This window comes from Acidisoma sp., from assembly GCF_965199065.1.
In the GTDB taxonomy this organism is placed as follows: domain Bacteria; phylum Pseudomonadota; class Alphaproteobacteria; order Acetobacterales; family Acetobacteraceae; genus Acidisoma.
Genome location: NZ_CBDAQN010000003.1, coordinates 1,642,821 through 1,662,145 on the forward strand (window position 1 = coordinate 1,642,821; position 19,325 = coordinate 1,662,145).

At 66.3% G+C, this 19,325-nt stretch carries 15 protein-coding genes and 1 tRNA gene; 8 read left to right on the forward strand and 8 right to left on the reverse strand.

Annotated elements, in window-relative coordinates; all coding sequences use genetic code 11:
• The first annotated feature begins 29 nt into the window (after positions 1 to 29).
• Positions 30 to 1,589 carry a D-aminopeptidase gene (locus tag ACOEQ1_RS15795; protein ID WP_419760191.1) on the forward strand — a complete coding sequence of 520 codons (1,560 nt, stop codon included), beginning with the start codon at positions 30 to 32 and terminating at the stop codon, positions 1,587 to 1,589.
• A 3-nt stretch (positions 1,590 to 1,592) separates the two neighbouring features.
• Here ACOEQ1_RS15795 and ACOEQ1_RS15800 read toward each other — a convergent pair whose 3' ends face one another.
• Positions 1,593 to 2,399 (reverse strand): enoyl-CoA hydratase, encoded by an 807-nt coding sequence (locus tag ACOEQ1_RS15800; RefSeq protein ID WP_419760192.1) that lies wholly within the window; start codon positions 2,397 to 2,399, stop codon positions 1,593 to 1,595.
• Positions 2,400 to 2,554: 155 nt separating this feature from the next.
• On the opposite strand from ACOEQ1_RS15800, the gene ACOEQ1_RS15805 reads away from it, so the two are divergent.
• From ACOEQ1_RS15805 to folE, 3 genes are all read left to right on the forward strand, one after another.
• A complete protein-coding gene (locus tag ACOEQ1_RS15805) occupies positions 2,555 to 4,351 on the forward strand; it encodes an IlvD/Edd family dehydratase (RefSeq protein WP_419760193.1) in 1,797 nt (598 codons plus the stop codon).
• Between the two features lie 42 nt (positions 4,352 to 4,393).
• Entirely contained in the window at positions 4,394 to 5,899 is a 1,506-nt protein-coding gene (locus ACOEQ1_RS15810; RefSeq protein ID WP_419760194.1) for a glycosyltransferase family 39 protein, read from the forward strand.
• Between the two features lie 82 nt (positions 5,900 to 5,981).
• On the forward strand, positions 5,982 to 6,611 hold the full coding sequence (folE, locus tag ACOEQ1_RS15815) for a GTP cyclohydrolase I FolE (protein ID WP_419760195.1): 630 nt from the start codon (positions 5,982 to 5,984) through the stop codon (positions 6,609 to 6,611).
• Between the two features lie 176 nt (positions 6,612 to 6,787).
• On the opposite strand, the gene ACOEQ1_RS15820 is transcribed toward folE, so the two are convergent.
• Both ACOEQ1_RS15820 and ACOEQ1_RS15825 read right to left on the reverse strand, forming a co-directional pair.
• Positions 6,788 to 7,657, reverse strand: coding sequence for an MOSC domain-containing protein (locus tag ACOEQ1_RS15820; RefSeq protein WP_419760196.1), 870 nt, complete (start codon positions 7,655 to 7,657; stop codon positions 6,788 to 6,790).
• Complete coding sequence (locus tag ACOEQ1_RS15825) at positions 7,654 to 9,348, reverse strand: methyltransferase domain-containing protein (protein ID WP_419760716.1); 1,695 nt, start codon at positions 9,346 to 9,348, stop codon at positions 7,654 to 7,656. The genes ACOEQ1_RS15820 and ACOEQ1_RS15825 overlap by 4 nt, the downstream gene beginning before the upstream one ends.
• A gap of 212 nt (positions 9,349 to 9,560) precedes the next feature.
• On the opposite strand from ACOEQ1_RS15825, the gene ACOEQ1_RS15830 reads away from it, so the two are divergent.
• Positions 9,561 to 11,051: an NADP-dependent isocitrate dehydrogenase gene (locus tag ACOEQ1_RS15830; protein WP_419760197.1), complete on the forward strand. Its 1,491-nt coding sequence runs from the start codon at positions 9,561 to 9,563 to the stop codon at positions 11,049 to 11,051.
• A 3-nt stretch (positions 11,052 to 11,054) separates the two neighbouring features.
• Here the strand turns inward: ACOEQ1_RS15830 and ACOEQ1_RS15835 are convergent, their stop codons facing one another.
• From ACOEQ1_RS15835 to ACOEQ1_RS15855, 5 genes are all read right to left on the reverse strand, one after another.
• Positions 11,055 to 11,447, reverse strand: coding sequence for a gamma-glutamylcyclotransferase family protein (locus ACOEQ1_RS15835; RefSeq protein WP_419760198.1), 393 nt, complete (start codon positions 11,445 to 11,447; stop codon positions 11,055 to 11,057).
• A gap of 30 nt (positions 11,448 to 11,477) precedes the next feature.
• Positions 11,478 to 12,887, reverse strand: a complete 1,410-nt coding sequence (gene pgmG / locus ACOEQ1_RS15840; protein ID WP_419760199.1) for a phosphoglucomutase/phosphomannomutase PgmG — start codon at positions 12,885 to 12,887, stop codon at positions 11,478 to 11,480.
• Between the two features lie 21 nt (positions 12,888 to 12,908).
• The gene (galU, locus tag ACOEQ1_RS15845; protein ID WP_419760200.1) at positions 12,909 to 13,784 is read right to left on the reverse strand and encodes a UTP--glucose-1-phosphate uridylyltransferase GalU; all 876 of its coding nucleotides are present in this window, start codon (positions 13,782 to 13,784) and stop codon (positions 12,909 to 12,911) included.
• A gap of 144 nt (positions 13,785 to 13,928) precedes the next feature.
• A complete protein-coding gene (locus ACOEQ1_RS15850; RefSeq protein WP_419760201.1) occupies positions 13,929 to 16,199 on the reverse strand; it encodes an NADP-dependent malic enzyme in 2,271 nt (756 codons plus the stop codon).
• Between the two features lie 135 nt (positions 16,200 to 16,334).
• Positions 16,335 to 16,420: transfer RNA gene (locus tag ACOEQ1_RS15855), tRNA-Leu, on the reverse strand.
• A 23-nt stretch (positions 16,421 to 16,443) separates the two neighbouring features.
• Between ACOEQ1_RS15855 and lipB the strand changes: the two genes are divergently transcribed.
• From lipB to ACOEQ1_RS15870, 3 genes are all read left to right on the forward strand, one after another.
• Complete coding sequence (gene lipB, locus ACOEQ1_RS15860) at positions 16,444 to 17,166, forward strand: lipoyl(octanoyl) transferase LipB (RefSeq protein ID WP_419760202.1); 723 nt, start codon at positions 16,444 to 16,446, stop codon at positions 17,164 to 17,166.
• 94 nt (positions 17,167 to 17,260) lie between these two features.
• Entirely contained in the window at positions 17,261 to 18,607 is a 1,347-nt protein-coding gene (gene secY / locus ACOEQ1_RS15865) for a preprotein translocase subunit SecY (RefSeq protein ID WP_419760203.1), read from the forward strand.
• Entirely contained in the window at positions 18,604 to 19,290 is a 687-nt protein-coding gene (locus ACOEQ1_RS15870; RefSeq protein ID WP_419760204.1) for an adenylate kinase, read from the forward strand. The genes secY and ACOEQ1_RS15870 overlap by 4 nt, the downstream gene beginning before the upstream one ends.
• The last annotated feature ends 35 nt before the right edge of the window (positions 19,291 to 19,325 follow it).

A 19,325-nucleotide genomic window follows, 5' to 3' on the forward strand; every position in this document is an offset into this window, starting at 1 on the left:
CAAGCGATGGGCACAGGGAGCCTGCCGCCATGTCCATATCTGCCGACCTCGACCGCGTGCTGGCCGCGCTACCCAGCCGCTACATAGGTCCCGGCGGCGCCGTCGCCGTGCTCCGCGATGGCGAGGTCCTCGAGCGCCACTGCTGGGGATGGGCCGACGCCGAGCGCCGCATCCCCTTCACGCCCCTGACCATGAGCCTGATCTGCTCCATCTCGAAGCAGTTCACCTGCGGTCTGATGCTCGACCAATTCCCTGACCCCACCGTCCTCAACGACGACCTCCGCCGCCGTCTGCCGGCGCTCGACGAGGGTGTGCCAACCATCCTCGACCTCGCCCACAACCAATCCGGGCTGCGCGACTACTGGGCCGTCGCCATGCTGTATGGCGCGCCCGTCGAGGGCACGTTTGGCCTCAAGGAAGCCGACCGTATCATCAGCCGCACGCGGAGCCTGCATTTCGCCCCCGGCACCCGCTACTCCTACTGCAACCAGAATTTCCGGCTCATCTCCGACCTCATCGAGCAGCGCACCGGCGAGGCCTTCGGCGACCTCCTCCGTCAGCGGATCTTCGACCACGCGGGGATGCCCTATGCCCGGCTGAACGCGGACACCTCCGCCGTCCCGGGTGGGACGGTGGGCTATGAGGGCACGCTCGCCACAGGTTTTCGCGCTGCGGTCAACAACATCCACTGGACGGGTGACGCCGGCATCGCCGCCTGCCTCGAGGACATGATCGCCTGGGAGCAGTTCATCGACGCGACGCGGGACGATCCGGAGGCCCTCTACAGCCGCATCGCGGCCCCTGTGACCTTCCGCGACGGCGCACCCGCCGCCTACGGCTTCGGCCTCGCCCGCTCGCAGTTCTTCGGCCATGCCGCCACCTGCCACGAGGGCGGATTGCGTGGCTTCCGCAGCTTCCGCGTCTATGTGCCCGAGGCGCGCATCTCGGTGGTCACGCTCTTCAACCACATGGCTGACCCTCGGGGTCCGGCCGTGGATGTGCTCGCGGCTCTGCTCGACGCGCCGGGTGGTGTCGAACACGCCGCTGCGGGTGCCGTGGCCCCAAGCCTCGCGGGGCATTACCTGGAGCCCGAGAGCGGCATCGCCGTGCGGATCGAGACCGCCCCCGACCATCGGCTTCGCCTCCAGTTCGGACACGGCAGCGACCTGCTCTCGCCCACCGCCGATGGCGACTATCTCTCCGCCACCGTGCGCCTGCACCATGACGATGCCGGCGTGTGGATGACGCGCCCGCACGAAAACCTCTCCTCGCTGCTGACGCCTTGGGAGGGCGAGAGCGCCCCGGACATCGAGGGCGTCTTCCGCTCGGCGGAACTCGGGGCGGAGATCACCTGCGTCTCGGCTGGCGGGGCGCTCTACGGCGCCTTCTCGGGAATGCTTGGCCAAGGGGCGATGCAGCCGCTGCAGCCTTACGGGCCCGACACGTGGCTGCTGCCCTGCCCGCGTGCGCTGGACTACAGCGCGCCCGGCGACTGGACCCTGCGCTTCAGCCGGGATGAAACCGGCCGTGTCGATGGCGTCACCGCCGGCTGCTGGCTGGCGCGGGGGATCGGCTACAGCCGTGTCTAGGGTTCAGAGACCCTTGAAGGCCGGCTTCCGCTTCTCGATGAAGGCGGCCATGCCTTCCTTCTGATCCTCGGTGGCAAACGCGGCATGGAACAGCCGCCGTTCCTCCCGCACGCCCTGGGCCAGCGGCGTCTCGTAGGCCGCGTCCACCAGCTCCTTCGCGAGCTGAACCGCGACCGGCGACAGACCGGCGATCTTGCCAGCCACCGCGCGCGCCTCGTCGAGCAGCTTGTCGGCGGCTACCACGCGGCTGACGAGGCCGGCGCGCTCGGCCTCCGCTGCGTCGATCATCCGGCCGGTGAGGATCATCTCCATCGCTTTCGCCTTCCCGATGGCGCGCGGCAGGCGCTGGGTGCCTCCGGCGCCAGGGGGAATGCCCAGCGTGATCTCGGGTTGCCCGAACCGCGCGGTGTCGGCCGCGAGGACGATGTCGCACATCATCGCCAACTCGCAGCCGCCGCCGAGCGCATAGCCCGCGACCGCGGCGATCACGGGGGTCCGGCAGCGCGCCACCGCCTCCCAGTTCCGGGTGATGAAGTCCTCCGCCATCGCCTCCGGAAAAGTCTTCGTTGCCATCTCGCGGATGTCGGCTCCCGCCGCGAAAGCCTTTTCCGAGCCGGTGAGAATGATCGCTCGCGTGCCAGGGTCGGCGTCGAGCGCCGGGATGACGAGGCTGAGTTCGTCCATCATCGCGCCGTTGAGAGCATTGAGCGCCGCCGGGCGGTTGAGGCGGATGATCGCATACCCCTCCTCCCGCTCCAGGATCAGGCAGGTGAGGGCCAAGGTCGAAAGGTCCGCCGTCTTGGGCTGCATCGTCTAGCCTCCTCGTTGGGCGGCGTTTCTTCGCCGTCCCCTATGCATGTCTTAACATGCGGGCTCGGTTGACACCTCGGGGGTCGAGGGGCAGCCTGCGCGGCCCGCGCCTTTTGAGACCGAGGCGCCGGGACGAGACGAAGGAATAAGCAGTCATGGCCAGCAACGACAACGACACCGGCCCGAAGCGCCTGAGAAGCCGCCGCTGGTTCGACAACCCCTCCGATCCGGCCATGACCGCGCTCTATCTCGAACGCTACATGAACTTCGGCCTCACCCGCGCCGAACTACAGGGCGACAAGCCGATCATCGGCATCGCCCAGACCGGCTCCGACCTCTCGCCCTGCAACCGGCATCACCTCGATCTCGCGGTCCGGGTGAAGGACGGCATCCGCGAGGCAGGCGGCGTGCCGCTGGAGTTCCCCTGCCATCCGATCCAGGAGACGGGCAAGCGCCCGACCGCCGCGCTCGACCGCAACCTCGCCTATCTCAGCCTCGTCGAGGTGCTGCACGGTTATCCGTTGGATGGCGTCGTGCTCACGACCGGCTGCGACAAGACCACGCCCGCCTGCCTGATGGGCGCGGCGACCGTGAACATCCCGGCCATCGTGCTCTCGGGCGGCCCGATGCTGGACGGCTGGTTCAAGGGCAAGCTCGCTGGCTCCGGCACCGTCGTCTGGCACGCGCGCAAGCTCTATGCCGAGGGTGAGATCGGCTACGAGGAGTTCATGCAGATGGTGTCGGCCTCGGCGCCCTCCATCGGCCATTGCAACACCATGGGTACCGCCAGTTCGATGAACGCGCTGGCCGAGGTGCTCGGCATGTCGCTGCCGGGCTGCTCAGCCATCCCCGCGCCCTACCGCGAGCGCGGGCAGATGGCATACGAGACCGGACGCCGGATCGTCGGCATGGTGCACGAGAACCTCCGCCCCTCCGACATCATGACCAAGACGGCCTTTGAGAACGCCGTGGTGGCGGCGGCGGCGCTCGGCGCCTCCTCGAACTGCCCCATCAGCATGGTGGCGATCGCCCGGCACATGGGCGTCGATCACACCCTGGAGGATTGGCAGCGCCTCGGGCCGCAGATCCCGCTTCTGGTCGATATGCAGCCGGCCGGGCGCTACCTCGGCGAGTCCTTTCACCGCGCCGGCGGCGTGCCGTCGGTGATGAAGGAGCTGCTGGCCGCCGGAAAGATCGACGGCTCGGCGCTGACGGTCACCGGTCGCTCGATCACCGAGAACCTGACGGACAAGCCGGAGGGCGACCGCGAGGTCATCCGCGCCTATGCCTCGCCGTTGCGCGAGGAGGCCGGCTACATCGTGCTCTCCGGCAACATCTTCGACACGGCGGTGATGAAGACCAGCGTCATCGACATCGAGTTCCGCGAGCGTTTCCTGAGCGACCCAGAGCATCCCAACGTCTTCCTCGGCAAGGCGGTCATCTTCGAGGGACCGGAAGATTATCATGCGCGGATCGAGGACCCGAACCTCGGTGCGGACGAGGATAGCGTGCTCATCATCCGTAACGTCGGTCCGGTCGGCTATCCCGGCAGCGCCGAGGTGGTGAACATGCAGCCGCCGGCCGTCCTGTTGAAGCGCGGCGTCAACGCGCTGCCGACGATGGGCGACGGGCGGCAGTCCGGCACCTCCGGCAGCCCGTCGATCCTCAACATCTCCCCCGAGGCGGCGGTGGGCGGCGGCCTCGCCCTCCTCAAGAACGGCGACCCGATCAGCATCGACCTCAACCGCCGCCGGGTGGACGTGCTCATCCCGGAGGCCGAGATGGCGGCTCGCCGTGCCGCCTGGATCCCGCCGGTGCTCGACAACAAGACGCCGTGGGAAGAGATCTACCGCAGCATGGTGGGCCAGATGGGCACCGGCGCCTGCCTGGAGCCCGCGACCCAGTATCTCGACATCATCGAGCGGCGCGGGGAGTCTCGCAACAACCACTGAGGTTGCGGCGCGATGCCGCTTCGCCGCCGACCCTAGCCCCTCGTGTCGCCTCTTATCCTGCTGATCCTCATCACCACCCTGATCCGGGTGGTGATGGGATGGGCGCTCGGCCTCGGCATCGACGAGACCTACATGGTCGCGGCGAGCCGTCACCTCGAGCTCTCCTATTACGATCACCCGCCGATCGCCTGGTGGCTGACCCATGCCGCCATGGCGCTCTCAGGCTCCCAGGCCTCCGTCATCGTGCGGCTGCCCTTCATCCTGCTTTTCGCCCTCTCGACCTGGCTCATGGCGCGGATCACCTCCCGCCTGTTCGATAGCGACCGCGCCGGCTTCTGGGCCGCGTTCATCCTCAACCTCTCGCCGGTCTATGCCGTAACGGGCGGCGGTTGGGTGCTGCCCGACGGGCCGCTCGACTGCGCGCTTCTCGGCTTCCTGCTGTTCTCGCTGCAAGCCACCGGGCTTGTCGCCGGTGGCCGCCCATGGGTGGACTGGCTCGCCGCCGGAGCCTGCGCCGGCCTCGCCATGCTGTCGAAATACAACGGCGTGCTCGTGCTGGCCGGATTGCCGGTGTTCCTGGCAACCACAGCCACGGGACGCCTCTGGCTGCGGCGGCCGCAGCCTTGGGTCGCTGGACTGCTGGCCGTGATCCTCTTCACGCCGGTAATCTTCTGGAACGTGGAGCACCACTGGGCCTCCTTCGCTTTCCAGGGAGACCGCGCCGGCGGCCTGCGCTTCCGGCCGCTGGCGCCGCTCGGCGTCTGGGGTGGGGAGGCGCTGTTCGTGCTGCCCTGGATCTGGGTGCCGCTCATCCTGCTCTGGCTCGCGGCACTGCGGCGGGGTCCGGCGGAACCTCGCGGCTGGCTGCTCGCCCTGCTGGCAGCGGCACCGATCCTGTTGTTCGCCCTCGTCTCGATCTGGTCGTCCGACCACATCCTCTATCACTGGTCGGCTCCCGGCACGCTGATGCTGTTTCCGCTGCTTGGTGTCGAAATCGCGCGGCGGTTGGAACGGGGCGCCCCGCGCCTGCGCCGCGGGATCGTGGCGACGGCGGCCCTGCTGGTATTCGCGCTCGTGCTGACAGGCACGCAGATGCGGCTGAACTGGGTTACGGCCTTGGCGGGGCCGAGCTTCCTGGCTCGTGCCAAAGATGTGGCTGGCGGCGTCAACTGGACTGGCCTTCGCCCCCAACTCGAAGCGCGGGGGCTGCTTGCGGCTCCGGGGCTGGTGGTGGCGGTGACGAAATGGAACGATGCTGGCAAGGTTGACTACGCGCTCGGCGGCAGCCTCCCGGTGGTGGTGCTGGCGGCCGATGCCCGAGAATACGGCGTGTTTGCCCCGGCGGACCGATACATCGGCCATCCGATGCTAATCCTTATGTCCAGTAGCAATGGAGCCGCCGATGCCTCTCGTATGGCGTCCCTGTTCGACCGTGTTACAGTTTTGCAACCTTTGGTCATTTACTTCGGCGGATTTCCTCTTCTGAAACTCTCTGTTCTGAAAGGTGAAGGATTTCATGGCTTAGCGATGGTCAAAGGCGTTAAGTAAAGATAACACTCCCGGGCACGGGTGTGCATTGCCTATCCTTAACGACTACGTCTAATCCTCTTTAGCGAAAGTGGAGTTGGCCTTGGACACGCACCTTTCCCACCAGTTGACCGCGACCGAGCGGCCCTCGCGCGAAGAGGCCGAAGAAGCCGTCCGCATACTCCTGCGCTGGGCAGGGGAAGACCCAAGCCGTGAAGGCCTGCTCGACACGCCGGCGCGTGTGGCCCGTGCCTACGAAGAGTATTTCGGTGGATATGCAGTGGATCCGGTGGCCCTGCTGGCCCGCACATTCGCCGAAACGGACGGCTACGACGAGATCGTCCTCCTGCGCGATATCCGGTTCGAAAGCTTCTGCGAGCACCACATGGCGCCGATCATCGGTCGCGCCCATGTCGCCTATCTGCCGCGCACCCGCGTCGTCGGCATCAGCAAGCTGGCGCGCGTGGTCGATGCCTATGCGCGGCGCCTACAGATCCAGGAGAAGATGACGGCGCAAATCGCCAATACGCTGGATGAGGTGCTGCAGCCGCTCGGCGTCGCCGTGGTGATCGAGGCGACGCATCAATGCATGACAACCCGCGGCGTTCACCGGCCTGGAACGAGCCTGGTGACGAGCCGGATGCTCGGAGCCTTCCGCAACGATCCTGGCACGCGCCGGGAGTTTCTTGCGATGATCCAGCGGCCGGGCATCGGTGCCGGCTCCGAGGGCTAGGCCGGCCTAGCCCGCCGGGGCGCGGTCAAGGCGCTTGGCGATGGCGGGGTCGGCAGGGCCTGCGCCGGATCGAGCGCCCTAGGCCGTCCGGGTCGACGCCTTGACGAAGATACTAAGCCGGCAGCGTTCGACGTCGTCCTGAGTAAGCCCCGCAGACTGCTCGTCACTCATGAAGGTCAGTCTCCGTCGGGTTGGAGAAGAACCACATTGCTCTCTCCCACCTCCAGGATCTCGATCGCGTCCCCTACCGCCACGCGCCCGGGGCCGTCCGGGATGAGGTTCTGCCCGAACATGACGCCGTCCGCCGTCCGCCGGATACGGCCCAGCGTTCGCAACGGCTCGGTTTTGTCGGGGCGCTCGCCCGTGATCTGGTCGACGGTCGTGACGGCGCACCGGGCGCAAGGCTTGGCGACACGAAACTCCACCTCGCCGATGCGGATGCGTCGCCAGCGATCCTCTGCCCATGCGGGGACGCCGTTCATCACGATGTTGGGCCTGAAGCGCGTCATGCCGATCGGGCTCGGCAAGGCAGTATTCAGCGCCTCGAGCGAAGCCGTATTGGCAAGAAGAACCGGGAAGCCGTCGCTGAAGAGCACGCGGTCGTCAGGCGTCGCATAATCAGGATCCACGGGCCGTGCATATGGGTCGGCGAGATACACGAGCCCGCAGGCGAGACCGAGCTGCTCGCTCAGCCAGTTGGCGACCTCCGGCCCCGCGTCGAGCGCCGGCACCTCGCTGCTCCAGACGAGGACCTGCCGCCGTTCGGCCGCAGACCCGGGAACCGGCACCCGCAGGCCGCCATCGGCCTCGGCTCCATTTTCGTGAGCAGAGGCATTGGCCAAGGTCAGTCCATCCGCCGTCGCCCGGGCGTCGATGCGCGCCATCGCGGGCAGTTCCCGCTGGGTGATGAACTTGCCATCCGGCTTCACCACCATCCAGCGCCGATCGTGATCCAGCCCCCAGATGGCGACATCGGAGGCCGGCAGCGAAGTGCCGCGCAGAGCCTTGACCGGGTAGATCCGTATATCCTCGACCGTGACTGTCATGGCGCAAGCTCCGGCACCCGCTCGAGCAGGGCGCGGGTCAGTTCCTCCCGGCGCTCGAGCAAGCTGCGATACCAGCGCAGTCGGTCGGCCACACCGTAGGCGTCCATCCGCGTCCCGGCGACCACGGCCCGCGCCGCATCGCCGATCGAGACGCCAAGGCTCGGCGTGGTCGCGAGCCGGATGATTTTCTCGTAGAGATCGGCGTCGCTGCGGAAGATGAGGCCGGTTACGCCGTCTTCGATGGAGTCCTCGTAGACGACGGGGCTCGCGAGCGGCACCACGCGGGAGGCTCCCGCCTCGATGAATTTCAGGTCCGACTTTGCCCGGTTGAAGGGCGTGTCCCGCAGCGGCATGAAGCTGATCTCCGACTGCGACAGCAACCGCGTGTAGGTCGGGTAGTCGCAGGTCGGGGTGAAGGACTTGTGCGGGGTCTCCAGCGCGTCGAAGAACTGCTGGTCGTGCACGACCTCGACGTGCAGCCGCGCCTCGAGCACGGAAAGCGCCGCATTGATCGCGGGCATGAAGGGCTGCCAGTCCGGCTGCCGGTTGATGGCGCCGAAGAACAGGGTGACCTTTCCCTCAGAGGCAAAGTTCACCACCTCCTGCAACTGGGAGACGCCGTTGCGGAAGACCGCGACCTCCGGGTTCTGTTCGCGGAGTGTCTCGGCGAGCACCTCCGTGCTCGTCTGCACCGCATGCGCCGCCCGGAAGTTCATCAGGCTGTCGTCGCGCAGCTCCGGCATGAAATCCGGACGGTCGTCGAACTCGGTGACGACGAGGAAACCGCGTTGCAGAAGGTTGCGGAAGAAAAGAACCCCGTTCTCTCCCAGCAGCAGCGGCCGGTGCAGGACGCAGATGCCCGGCAGCCGATCGGTCGGCGGCGGAAAGCTGTCGATGTCGCCCACCTGGATCACCGTCGACGGATCGGACTTCAGCGCCCTGAGCGGCTGCAGCACGCGAATGTCGCTGACACCGCCGTAAGGCTTCAGCATGGTCGAGCGGATGGCGAGGGGCGGCGTCGGCGTCTTCCGCGCGCGCCAGATGAACTGCATCGGCGTCGAGCGGGCGAGAAAGCTTTCGCGGGAGACGCCGAGCGTGGCCAGCCCGTCCTTCAGCATGTCGGCCAGGGCCTCGGCGCCCTGCTGGTCGAAGATCCGGGGCGAGACGTCGCAGAGCTGAAGGCCCGTCTCCATCAGCGCCTTTTCCATGGTGGCGAGGGTGAACCACCGCAGATGCGTGCGATCGAGCACGCCTCGATCCTCGTAGTCGAAGGTGCCGTTGATGAGCTTGAGGATAACGCTCCAATGGGCAACGTTCGGCACGCAGATCAGCATGACGCCGCGCGGACTGAGCAGCGCCGCATGCTCCCGCATGACGCGCCAGGGGTCGCGCAGATGCTCCAGAACGTCGCCGTAGATGATGCAGTCGTAGCCGCCCGGCACCTCGAACGGCAGCGGATCGTTCTCGATGTCGAGGCAGGCGGCTTCCGTCAGCCGGGTCGCCGCGACACGGACGGCGGCTATGTCGTTATCCACGCCAATGACGCGCGCGCGAGGATTGCGTCGCCGGTAAAGGGCGCCGAGCATCCCCTTGTGGCAGCCCACGTCGAGCACGACGTCCGCATCGAGCGGAATACGATCGATCAGGTCGGGGTTGGGAACGTCCGGATAATCGGACGGAGTTCCCGTCATATGAGACACGGCCAAATCTAATCCTCCCCGCCGGCGAAGCGGCCTGTCCACCGCGGCATTTGCGATCCGGCCCTGGTCCGCCCGCGCCATCGGCCGCTCATGGTGCAGTGCATGATAAACCTGCATGGGTGCGTTGGCGCCGCTTTCCTTTGCAGCATCCAGGGTTAACGCGCAAATACCCTCCGCTTCCAACAACATCAGGAGGCCGTATCTTGGACGCGCCTACTTCCGCCCAGACCTCCCCCACGGGCCGCATGTCCGGCTCCCCCAGCACAATCGTCACCGCCATTTCCGGCGACGGCATCGGGCCTGAGGTCATGCGCGCCGTTAAGCGCGTGCTTGCCGCCGCAGGTGCGAGGATCGATTGGGAGGATGCCGAGGCAGGCGCCGCAATCTTCAAGCGCGGTATTGCCTCCGGCTGCCCCCAGGACACTCTCGACTCGATCGCGCGCACCGGCGTTGTGTTGAAGGGTCCGCTCGAGACCCCCGTCGGTTACGGCGAGAAATCGGCCAACGTCACGCTGCGCAAGTTTTTCGAGCTCTACGGCAACATCCGACCGGTCCGCGAACTTCCCGGCATCCGCACGCCATTCTCCGGGCGCGGCATCGACCTCGTCATCGTGCGTGAGAACGTCGAGGACCTTTATACCGGCATCGAGCACATGCAGAGCGCCGGCGCCGCCCAGTGCCTCAAGCTCATCACCGAGCCGGGCTGCGAGCGCATCATCCGCCTCGCCTTCGCGCTGACCCAGGCCGAGAGCCGCCACAAGCTGGCCTGCGCGACCAAGGCCAACATCATGAAGATGACCGAGGGCATGATGAAGCGCGTCTTCGAGCGCGTCGCCCCGGAGTATTCCGACATCCAGGCCTCGCACATCATCATCGACAACTGCGCCCATCAGCTGGTGATCGCGCCCGAGCAGTTCGACGTGATCGTGACCACCAACATGAACGGCGACATCATCAGCGATCTGGCGGCGGGGCTGGTCGGAGGCTTGGGCGTCGCGCCCTCGTCCAACATCGGCGACAGCGCGGCGATGTTCGAGGCGGTGCATGGCTCGGCGCCGCAGATCGCAGGGCGCGACCTCGCGAACCCCACGGCGCTGTTGCTCTCCTCGGTCATGATGCTGCGGCACATCGGCGACTTCGCCGTGGCCGAAGCCGTCGAGCAGGCGCTGCTGGTGACGCTGGAAGAGGGCCGCAACCTGACCGGCGACATCGCGGCGCGCGGAACCGGCGTCGGCACCACGGCTTACACGGACCAGGTCATCGCCAATCTCGGGCGGGTCAGCAGCCAGCCCTCGCGGCAGTACCACCCGCTGACGCTGCCGGTCTGGCCCAAGGGCGTCTGGCACCATGAGTCCGATAGCCGGATCATGATGGGTCTCGATGTGTTCATCGAGAGCGATCATGACCCCGAGCAGCTGGCGGCCTCGTTGCAGGCGGCGACCGAGGGCACGGACTTCACCCTCAAGATGATCGAGAACCGTGGCGTTCAGGTATGGCCCGCCAATACCGGACGACCCTTCCTCGTCGATCTGTTCCGGTGCCGCTTCCTGCTGGGGACGCCGAGCGAGGGCGCACCCCGCGAGATCGCGCATCTGATGGAGCGGCTGACCGCCGAGCATCACTGGATGCATGTGGAGAAGCTGCAACGTTTCGACGGGCTGGACGGCTACACCCGCGCGCAGGGCGAAAACTAGCCGTCAGGCGTGGCGGGTCGCCGATCGCTCCAGCCTGACACGGGCGGGGTCCGTGGGTTCAACCCAGGCCCGCCGCGTCACCGCCCTCGCCACCCAGACGCCAACCCGGTAAGGGCGGCCATCGACGAGCGCCCGGACGCGTTGCAACTCATAGGCGGAGCCTTCGTAGGCGATCAGGCGCAGGTGAGCCGTGGCGGTCAGCCGGGCGACGAAGCCCGCGACTTCCGAGCCCGGGCTACGGATCACAGAGGCATACCGGGCGCGCCAGGCGCCAATGTGCACGCGCGACCAGCCCGGCAGCCGCGCCGGCCGCACTGTCTGGCCGATGCGCGGGTCGCCCGCAATCTGGCCCAAAAGGACCGGATCGCGCAGCGAACCATAGAGAAAGATTAGCACGGTGCCGCAGTCACGGCGCCGGTGAACGCATCAATGCCCGGAGGAAGCAGCGTCGAAATCCGGCGCCGCAATGCCGGATGCTTCCAGCTGCGTCACCAGATCGGCCTTGAGCCGCTCCAGACCCTCGGGGTCCTTCGCCTCGGCACGCGCGACGAGAACCGACTGCGTGTTCGACGCGCGGAGCAGCCACCAGCCGTCCTCCGTCTTCACCCGAACGCCGTCGGTCTCGGAAACCGCGGCGCCCGCTTTCCTCAGCCGGGCCGCAACCTCGCCGATGACCGCGAACTTCCGCACGTCGTCGCACTCGAAGCGCAGCTCCGGCGTGTTGATGACGCTCGGCAATGCATCGTGCATCTCTGCAAGGCTCAGGGGCGAGCGGGCGACGATGCCGGCAAGGCGCACGGCGGCGTAGAGCGCGTCGTCGAAGCCGTACCACTTGTCGGCGAAAAAGACGTGACCCGACATCTCGGCGGCCAGAGGCGAGCCTGTCTCGGCCATCTTCGCCTTGATGAGGCTATGGCCGGTCTTCCACATGAGCGGCGACCCGCCGGCCCGCTCGATCTCGTCGAACAGCACCTGGCTCGCCTTCACATCCGAGATGATGATGGCGCCGGGGTGCGTCTTCAGCACGTCCCGGGCGAGGATGACCAGCAGCTGGTCGCCGAAGAGGACGTTGCCGTTGCCGTCGACGGCGCCGATGCGGTCGGCGTCGCCGTCGAAGGCGATGCCGAGGTCGGCCGCGGTGCCCTTGACGGCTGCGATGAGCGCCTCGAGGTTCTTCGGCACCGTCGGGTCAGGATGGTGGTTCGGGAAATGACCGTCGATCTCGGGGAAGATCACCGTGTGATCCCCCGGGATGTGCTTGACGAGTTCCTGGAGGACCTCGCCCGCGGCGCCGTTCCCGTTGTCCCAGACGATCTTGAGCTTCTGCTCGCCGCCGTCCCAGTCGCGCGCCAGCCGGGCCACGTAGTCGGCTTGAAGGTCCACCAGCTCGTCATGGCCGGTTGTCGCATCGACAACATCCCCTGCGGCCGAGAGACGCCCAAGCTCCAGGATGTCCTTCCCGAAGAACGGCTTCTTGCCGATCATCATCTTGAAGCCGTTGTATTCGGGTGGATTATGGCTGCCCGTGACCATGACTGCGCCGTCGGTGCCGCGCGTGAAGGCGGCGAAATAGAGCAGCGGGGTCGGGCCGCGGCCAACCCGCAGCACGTTGATGCCCGAAGCTTTCAGCCCCTCCACCAGCGCCTTCTCCAGCTCCGGCGAGTGGGTCCGCCCATCGTAGCCGACGGCGACGATGTTGCCGCCCGAACGGGCGACGATGCTGCCGAAGGTCCGGCCGATCGCGAAGCCGTCCTCGGGGTTGAGCGTTTTGCCGACAACGCCGCGGATGTCGTATTCGCGAAGCGAGGTGGGGTGGAAGCTGTGGGAGAAGGGCATCGGACGTCCTAACGAAATTTCTTAGGTGTATTTCTTGAGGAAGTTCCGCACGTCGCCGGCCAAGTCCGGCCTCGCCAAACTAAACGCTATCTGCGCCTCCAGGAAGCCTACCTTGTCGCCGCAGTCGAACCGCTCGCCCTCGAAACGCAGGCCGTGAAACGGCGATTGGCCGATCAGCTTCGCCATCGCGTCCGTCAGCTGCACCTCGTTGCCGGCGCCGCGCTCCATCATGGATAGGAACTCGATGACCTGCGGCATCAGAATGTAGCGTCCGATGATGGAGAGGTTCGAGGGCGCCACCTCCGGCTTTGGCTTTTCGACCAGCCCGGTGACTTCCACCAGACGTCCGTCGTCCGATCCGATCCTGAGAATACCGTAGCGGTTCGTCTGGTCGTGCGGCACTTCCACAACGGCAACGACGCTGCCCTCGGTCTCCTGGTAGGCCTTTGCCAGCTGCTCCATGCAGGGTGTCTTCGACAGCACAAGGTCATCCGGCAACAGGATGGCGAAGGGCTCGTCGCCGATGAAGGTCCGGGCGCACCAGATGGCATGGCCAAGCCCGAGGGGCTCCTGCTGCCGCACCGTGGTGATGGCGCCGGGCTGAAGCCGGTCATGCTCGAGCTGAGACAGCGCTTCCAGCTTGCCGCGCTCCCGGAGCGTCGCTTCAAGCTCATACGAGACATCGAAGTGGTCGATGAGGGCAGTCTTGCCGCGACCCGACACCATGCAGAACTGCTCGATGCCAGCGGCGCGCGCCTCATCGACGGCGTATTGGATAAGGGGCCGGTCGACGACCGTCAGCATCTCCTTCGGCATCGCCTTGGTCGCCGGCAGGAAGCGGGTTCCCAGACCAGCAACGGGGAGCACCGCTTTACGTAACGGCTTAGCAGTCATCATCGACCTCGTATCTTAAATAACGGGGCGCACTTAGGCTCGATTCACATCCAGAAAGCAACAAGCGGTTCCGCACCACGGAGGTCTAGGCGCCCTGCTGCTTTCTCGGTGCCTCCCATATTACGTTTAGACACACTCTGCCGAGGTTTATCTGTGTGAATTTGCTTCCGCCGCCGCGACTGCGCTGATGTTGATTATGGCGCGCGCCGTCGCCGTGGGCACAAGAATGTGGATCGGCTTGGCCAGCCCGAGCAAAAGCGGCCCAACCTGCAGCCCATCGCCGGACGCCTTGATGAGGTTGAACGCGATGTTGGCCGCGTCCAGCGTCGGCATGACCAGGAGGTTCGCAGTCCCGGTCAGGGTGCTTTCGCCGATCGCCCGAGCGCGCGTGGCCTCGGCCAGGGCCGCATCAGCCTGCATCTCGCCGTCCACTTCCAGCGAGGGCATCCGCTCCCGGATGAGCGTCAGGGCGCGCCTCATCTTGCGGGCGGACTCCGAGTTGCTCGACCCGAAGGAGGAGTGAGACAGCAGAGCGACCTTCGGCGTCTGCCCGAAGGAAGACACGGCCTCGGCGGCCAGCACCGTCATCTCCGCGACCTGCTCGCAGGTCGGGTCGACGTTCATGTGGGTGTCGCAGAAGAACAGGGCGCCTTCCTGCAGGATGACGGCGGTCAGTGCGTAGATCCGTGAGCAGCCGGGACGCCGGGGGATGATCGGCAGCGCATATTGCAGATGGCGCCACCAGTCGCCGAAGCCACCGCAGAGTGCCCCGTCGGCGAGGCCTTCGGAAACCATCAGCGAGGCGGCGATGGTGGGGTGCGTGCGCATGCGGATTTCCGCCGCATCCGGCCTTACGCCCCGGCGCCCGGCCAAGTTCTTGTACTTTTCGAGCAGCGGCGCGAAGTAGTCGAGATCGGTCGCCGGATCGAGAACGGTCACGGCGCGGTTCAGGTCGAGCCGGAGACCCATCTCCCGCACCTTGCGCTCGATTGCCTCGCGCGACCCGAGCAGAATGGGGCGGGCGATGTTGTCGTCGACCACCGTCTGCACGGCGCGCAAGACGCGCTCGTCGGTGCCGGCGCCATAGACCAGGCTGCGAAGGTTCTGCTGGGCGGCCAGGATGACCGGGCGCATGAGCTGACCGGAGCGGTAGGTGAAGCGCTCGAGTTCGCGCTTGTACTGGTCGAAATCCTCGATCGGAAAGCGGGCGACGCCGCTGGCGAAGGCGGCGCGCGCCACGGCGGGGGCGATCTCCAGGATCAGGCGCGGATCGAAGGGCTTCGGTATGATGTATTCCGGCCCGAAGATCGGCGCCGAACCGCCATAGGCCGCGACGACCGCCTCGCTCGCCTCCATGCGGGCGAGCCCGGCCAGCGCCTCGACGGCCGCCTTCTTCATCTCCTCGTTGATGGTCGTGGCGCCGCAATCGAGCGCACCGCGGAAGATGAAGGGGAAGCAGAGGACGTTGTTGACCTGATTGGGGTAGTCGCTGCGGCCCGTGCCGATGATGGCGTCCGGCCGGTCCAGCCGCACGAACTCCGGCAGGATCTCGGGCTCGGGATTGGCGAGCGCCATGATCACAGGCCGGGGGGCAAGCTTGCCCAGCCATTCGCGTTTGAGAACGCGAGGCGCCGACAGTCCCAGGAACAGATCGGCGTCCTGAAGCACGTCCTCCAGCCGGCGGGCGTCCGTGTCCTTCGCGTAGCGGGCGAGGTTCGGCCCCATGCCGTTGCGACCGCGATGAACAACGCCGTCGATATCGGTGAGGAACACGTTCTCGACCTTGAGGCCCATCGTCACCAGGAGGTCGATGCAGGCGAGCGCCGCCGCGCCGGCTCCCGAGGTGACCACCTTGATCTCGTCGAGATTCTTGCCTTGCAGGGTGAGCCCGTTCACCACCGCCGCGGCGACGGTGATGGCGGTGCCATGCTGGTCGTCATGGAAAACGGGGATGTTCATCCGCTGGCGGAGTTCGGCCTCGATCTTGAAGCACTCCGGCGCCTTGATGTCCTCGAGATTGATGGCGCCGAAGGTCGGCTCCAGCGCCGCCACCACGTCGCAGAAGCGATCCGGATCGGCGGCATCGACCTCGATGTCGAACACATCGATGCCGGCGAATTTCTTGAAGAGGACGGCCTTGCCCTCCATCACCGGCTTGGAGGCGAGCGCGCCGATATTGCCGAGGCCGAGCACGGCGGTGCCGTTGGAGATGACGCCGACGAGGTTGCCGCGCGCCGTGTAGAGCTTGGCGTTGTCGCTGTCGGCGACGATGGCCTGGCAGGCGGCGGCGACGCCGGGGGAATAGGCGAGGGCGAGGTCCCGCTGGGTCGCCATGCGCTTGGTCGGCTCGATCGCGAGCTTCCCGGGCCGGGGATACCGGTGGTAGTCCAGCGCCGCTTTGCGGAGATTGTCGTCCACCGTTCGCCTCCCGAGCGCCGTTAGCGGCACTTTTGTCCGAAGGCTATAAGACCAACTGACGGGGCGGTATGCAATGTCGCGGGCCGGCCGGAGGTATCCCGGGACGGACTGTCAGTTATCCAGATGAGAGAAAGATGGTGCGGTCGAGAAGACTCGAACTTCCACGAGGTTGCCCCCACAAGCACCTCAAGCTTGCGCGTCTACCATTCCGCCACGACCGCATCGTGGGCGCGGGGTATAGCGAATGATCGCGCCCCGGGCAATCGTCGCTGAACAACCCAACGCACGCGCGGAGGTGGCATCTGCTCCGCGCATCCGGTGGGAGATCGCGGATGGCTTCACCGCCTACCCGGAGGCGATCGCCTCGATGGAGGCCTCCATCCGCGCCATCCGCGCCGGGGAGGCGGCGGAACGCGTCTGGTTCGTCGAGCATCCGCCCCTCTACACCGCCGGCAGTTCGGCCAAGCCGGAGGATCTGGAGGATGCGACGCGCTTCCCGACCTTCGCCGCCGGCCGCGGCGGGCAATGGACCTATCACGGTCCGGGCCAGCGCGTGGCCTACGTGATGCTCGACCTCGACCGGCCGCATGGCGTGGTGCCCGCCCGCGATCTGCGGGCCTACGTTCAGGGGCTCGAGGAGTGGCTGATCCTGACCCTCGACCGGTTCAACATCCGGGGCGAGAGGCGACCGGGGCGCGTCGGCATCTGGGTCGAGGACCGTGCCGCCGGGACGGAGGCGAAGATCGCGGCCATCGGGGTCCGGGTTACCCGATGGGTCACCTGGCATGGTGTGGCGGTGAACCTGGAGCCTGTGCTCGACCACTTCGCGGGCATTGTTCCATGCGGTATCCGCGAGTATGGGGTGACAAGCCTCCATGCGCTTGGGATGATAGTGAGCATGGCCGAACTGGATGCCGCCTTGGCAGCAAGTTGGGTTCGTGTGTTCGGCAGCTCGCTCGAGCGCTGACATGCGAGGCGGGCTGGATGAGTGTTTGTGAAGAAGATGGGCGGACAGGACGGTCGGAACCGGTCCACGCCCGTCGCAGTGATGGGAACCTGGGATGGCCTCGGCGGCCGAACAACTTGCGGCAAACCTGAACTTCGGCACCTTCGCGAAGGCGACCGAACTCAAGAAGCGGATTTGGTTTACCCTGGGGGCGTTGATCGTCTTCCGGATCGGCACCTACATCCCGGTGCCTGGCGTCGACCCGGCCGTCATGGCCCAGCTCATGACGCGCGGCGGCGGCGGCATCCTCGGCATGTTCGACATGTTCTCGGGCGGAGCGCTCGGCCGCATGACCGTCTTCGCGCTGAACATCATGCCGTACATCAGCGCCAGCATCATCATCCAGCTCATGGCTTCGGCCATTCCCGCGCTCGAAACCCTCAAGAAGGAGGGCGACAGCGGCCGCCGGCGGCTCAACCAGTACACGCGTTACCTCACCGCCGTCATCGCCATTTTCCAGAGCTACGGCATCGCGGTCGGGCTTGAGAGCATGCGCGGCAGCCTAGGCCCCGCGGTCATCGACCCTGGGCTGTTCTTCCGCTTCACCTGCGTCGTCACGCTGGTCGGCGGCACCATGTTCCTGATGTGGATCGGCGAGCAGATAACCGCCCGTGGTGTCGGCAACGGCTCCAGCCTCATCATCTTCGCGGGCATCGTCGCCAACCTGCCGAGCGCCCTCGTCCACCTGCTCGAACTCGGCAAGACCGGCGCGCTCTCGCCGATCTTCGTGCTGGCGTTCATCGTCGGCGCCGTCGTCATCATCGGCTTCGTGGTGTTCATGGAGCGCGCCCAGCGCCGCATCATCATCCAATACCCGAAGCGACAGGTCGGACAGCGGGTCTATGGCGGCGAAAGCAGCCACATGCCGCTGAAGATCAACACCTCCGGCGTCATCCCGCCGATCTTCGCGAGTTCGATCCTGCTGATCCCGGCGACCATCATCGGCTTCTCCCACGCGGCTTCCGGCCCCGGCTGGATGCGGTGGCTGGCAGGCTCGCTCGCGCATGGTCAGCCCGTCTACATGATCCTCTATGCCGCGATGATCATCTTCTTCTCCTATTTCTACACGGCGGTCGTGTTCAATCCGGAGGAGACGGCGACGAACCTCAAGAAACAGGGCGGCTTCATTCCCGGAATCCGTCCCGGAACAAATACGGCAAATTATTTCGATCGCATTCTGACGCGGCTGACGACGGTCGGCGCGCTGTATCTCGTGATCGTCTGCCTGGTGCCTGAGTTCTTAATTGGCCATTACAGCCTGCCATTCTATTTCGGCGGCACAAGCCTGCTCATTATCGTCTCCGTCACTATGGACACGGTGACGCAAATCCAGTCCCATCTCATTGCGCACCAGTATGAAGGCCTCATCAAAAGGGGCCGCGGGCGAGGGAGGGGACGTTGAACATCATTCTTTTGGGTCCGCCGGGCGCCGGCAAAGGCACCCAGGCCAAGGGGCTGCAGAGCCGCCACGGCATCGCCCAGATCTCCACCGGCGACATGCTGCGCTCCGAGGTTGCGGCCGGCAGCGAGATCGGTCTGCGCGCCCGGGAGATCATGGCCAAAGGCGGGCTCGTGTCCGACGACATCCTCGTCGCCATGATCGCCGCGCGCATCCAGAAGCCCGACTGCGCGCACGGTTTTATCCTCGATGGCTTCCCCCGCACCGTGCCCCAGGCCGAGGCCCTGGACGCAATGCTGGAGGAACGCGGGACGGGGATCGACGCCGTCGTCGAGTTGCGGGTGAACGATGCGGTTCTGATCGAGCGCATCGCCGGCCGGTTCAGTTGCACCAAGTGCGGCGCGAGCTACAACGACCATACCCATCTGCCGAAGGTGGCGGACACCTGCGACCTCTGTGGCAACCATGAGTTCGTCCGCCGGCCGGATGACAAGCGGGAGGTCGTGGCCGCCCGCCTTGACGCCTACAATGCCCAAACGGCGCCTCTGCTGCCCTATTACGAGGCGCGTGACCGGCTGCGGGTTGTGGACGGCTTGGCGGACATCGATGAGGTAGCGGCGGCTATCGAGGCCGCCTTCGAGACCCTGCCTCATCGTAAGCCCACCCATGCGCTCACGCAGAGTTGAACTCACAGAGTTGACTCTCAGTTCACGGCAGAGCT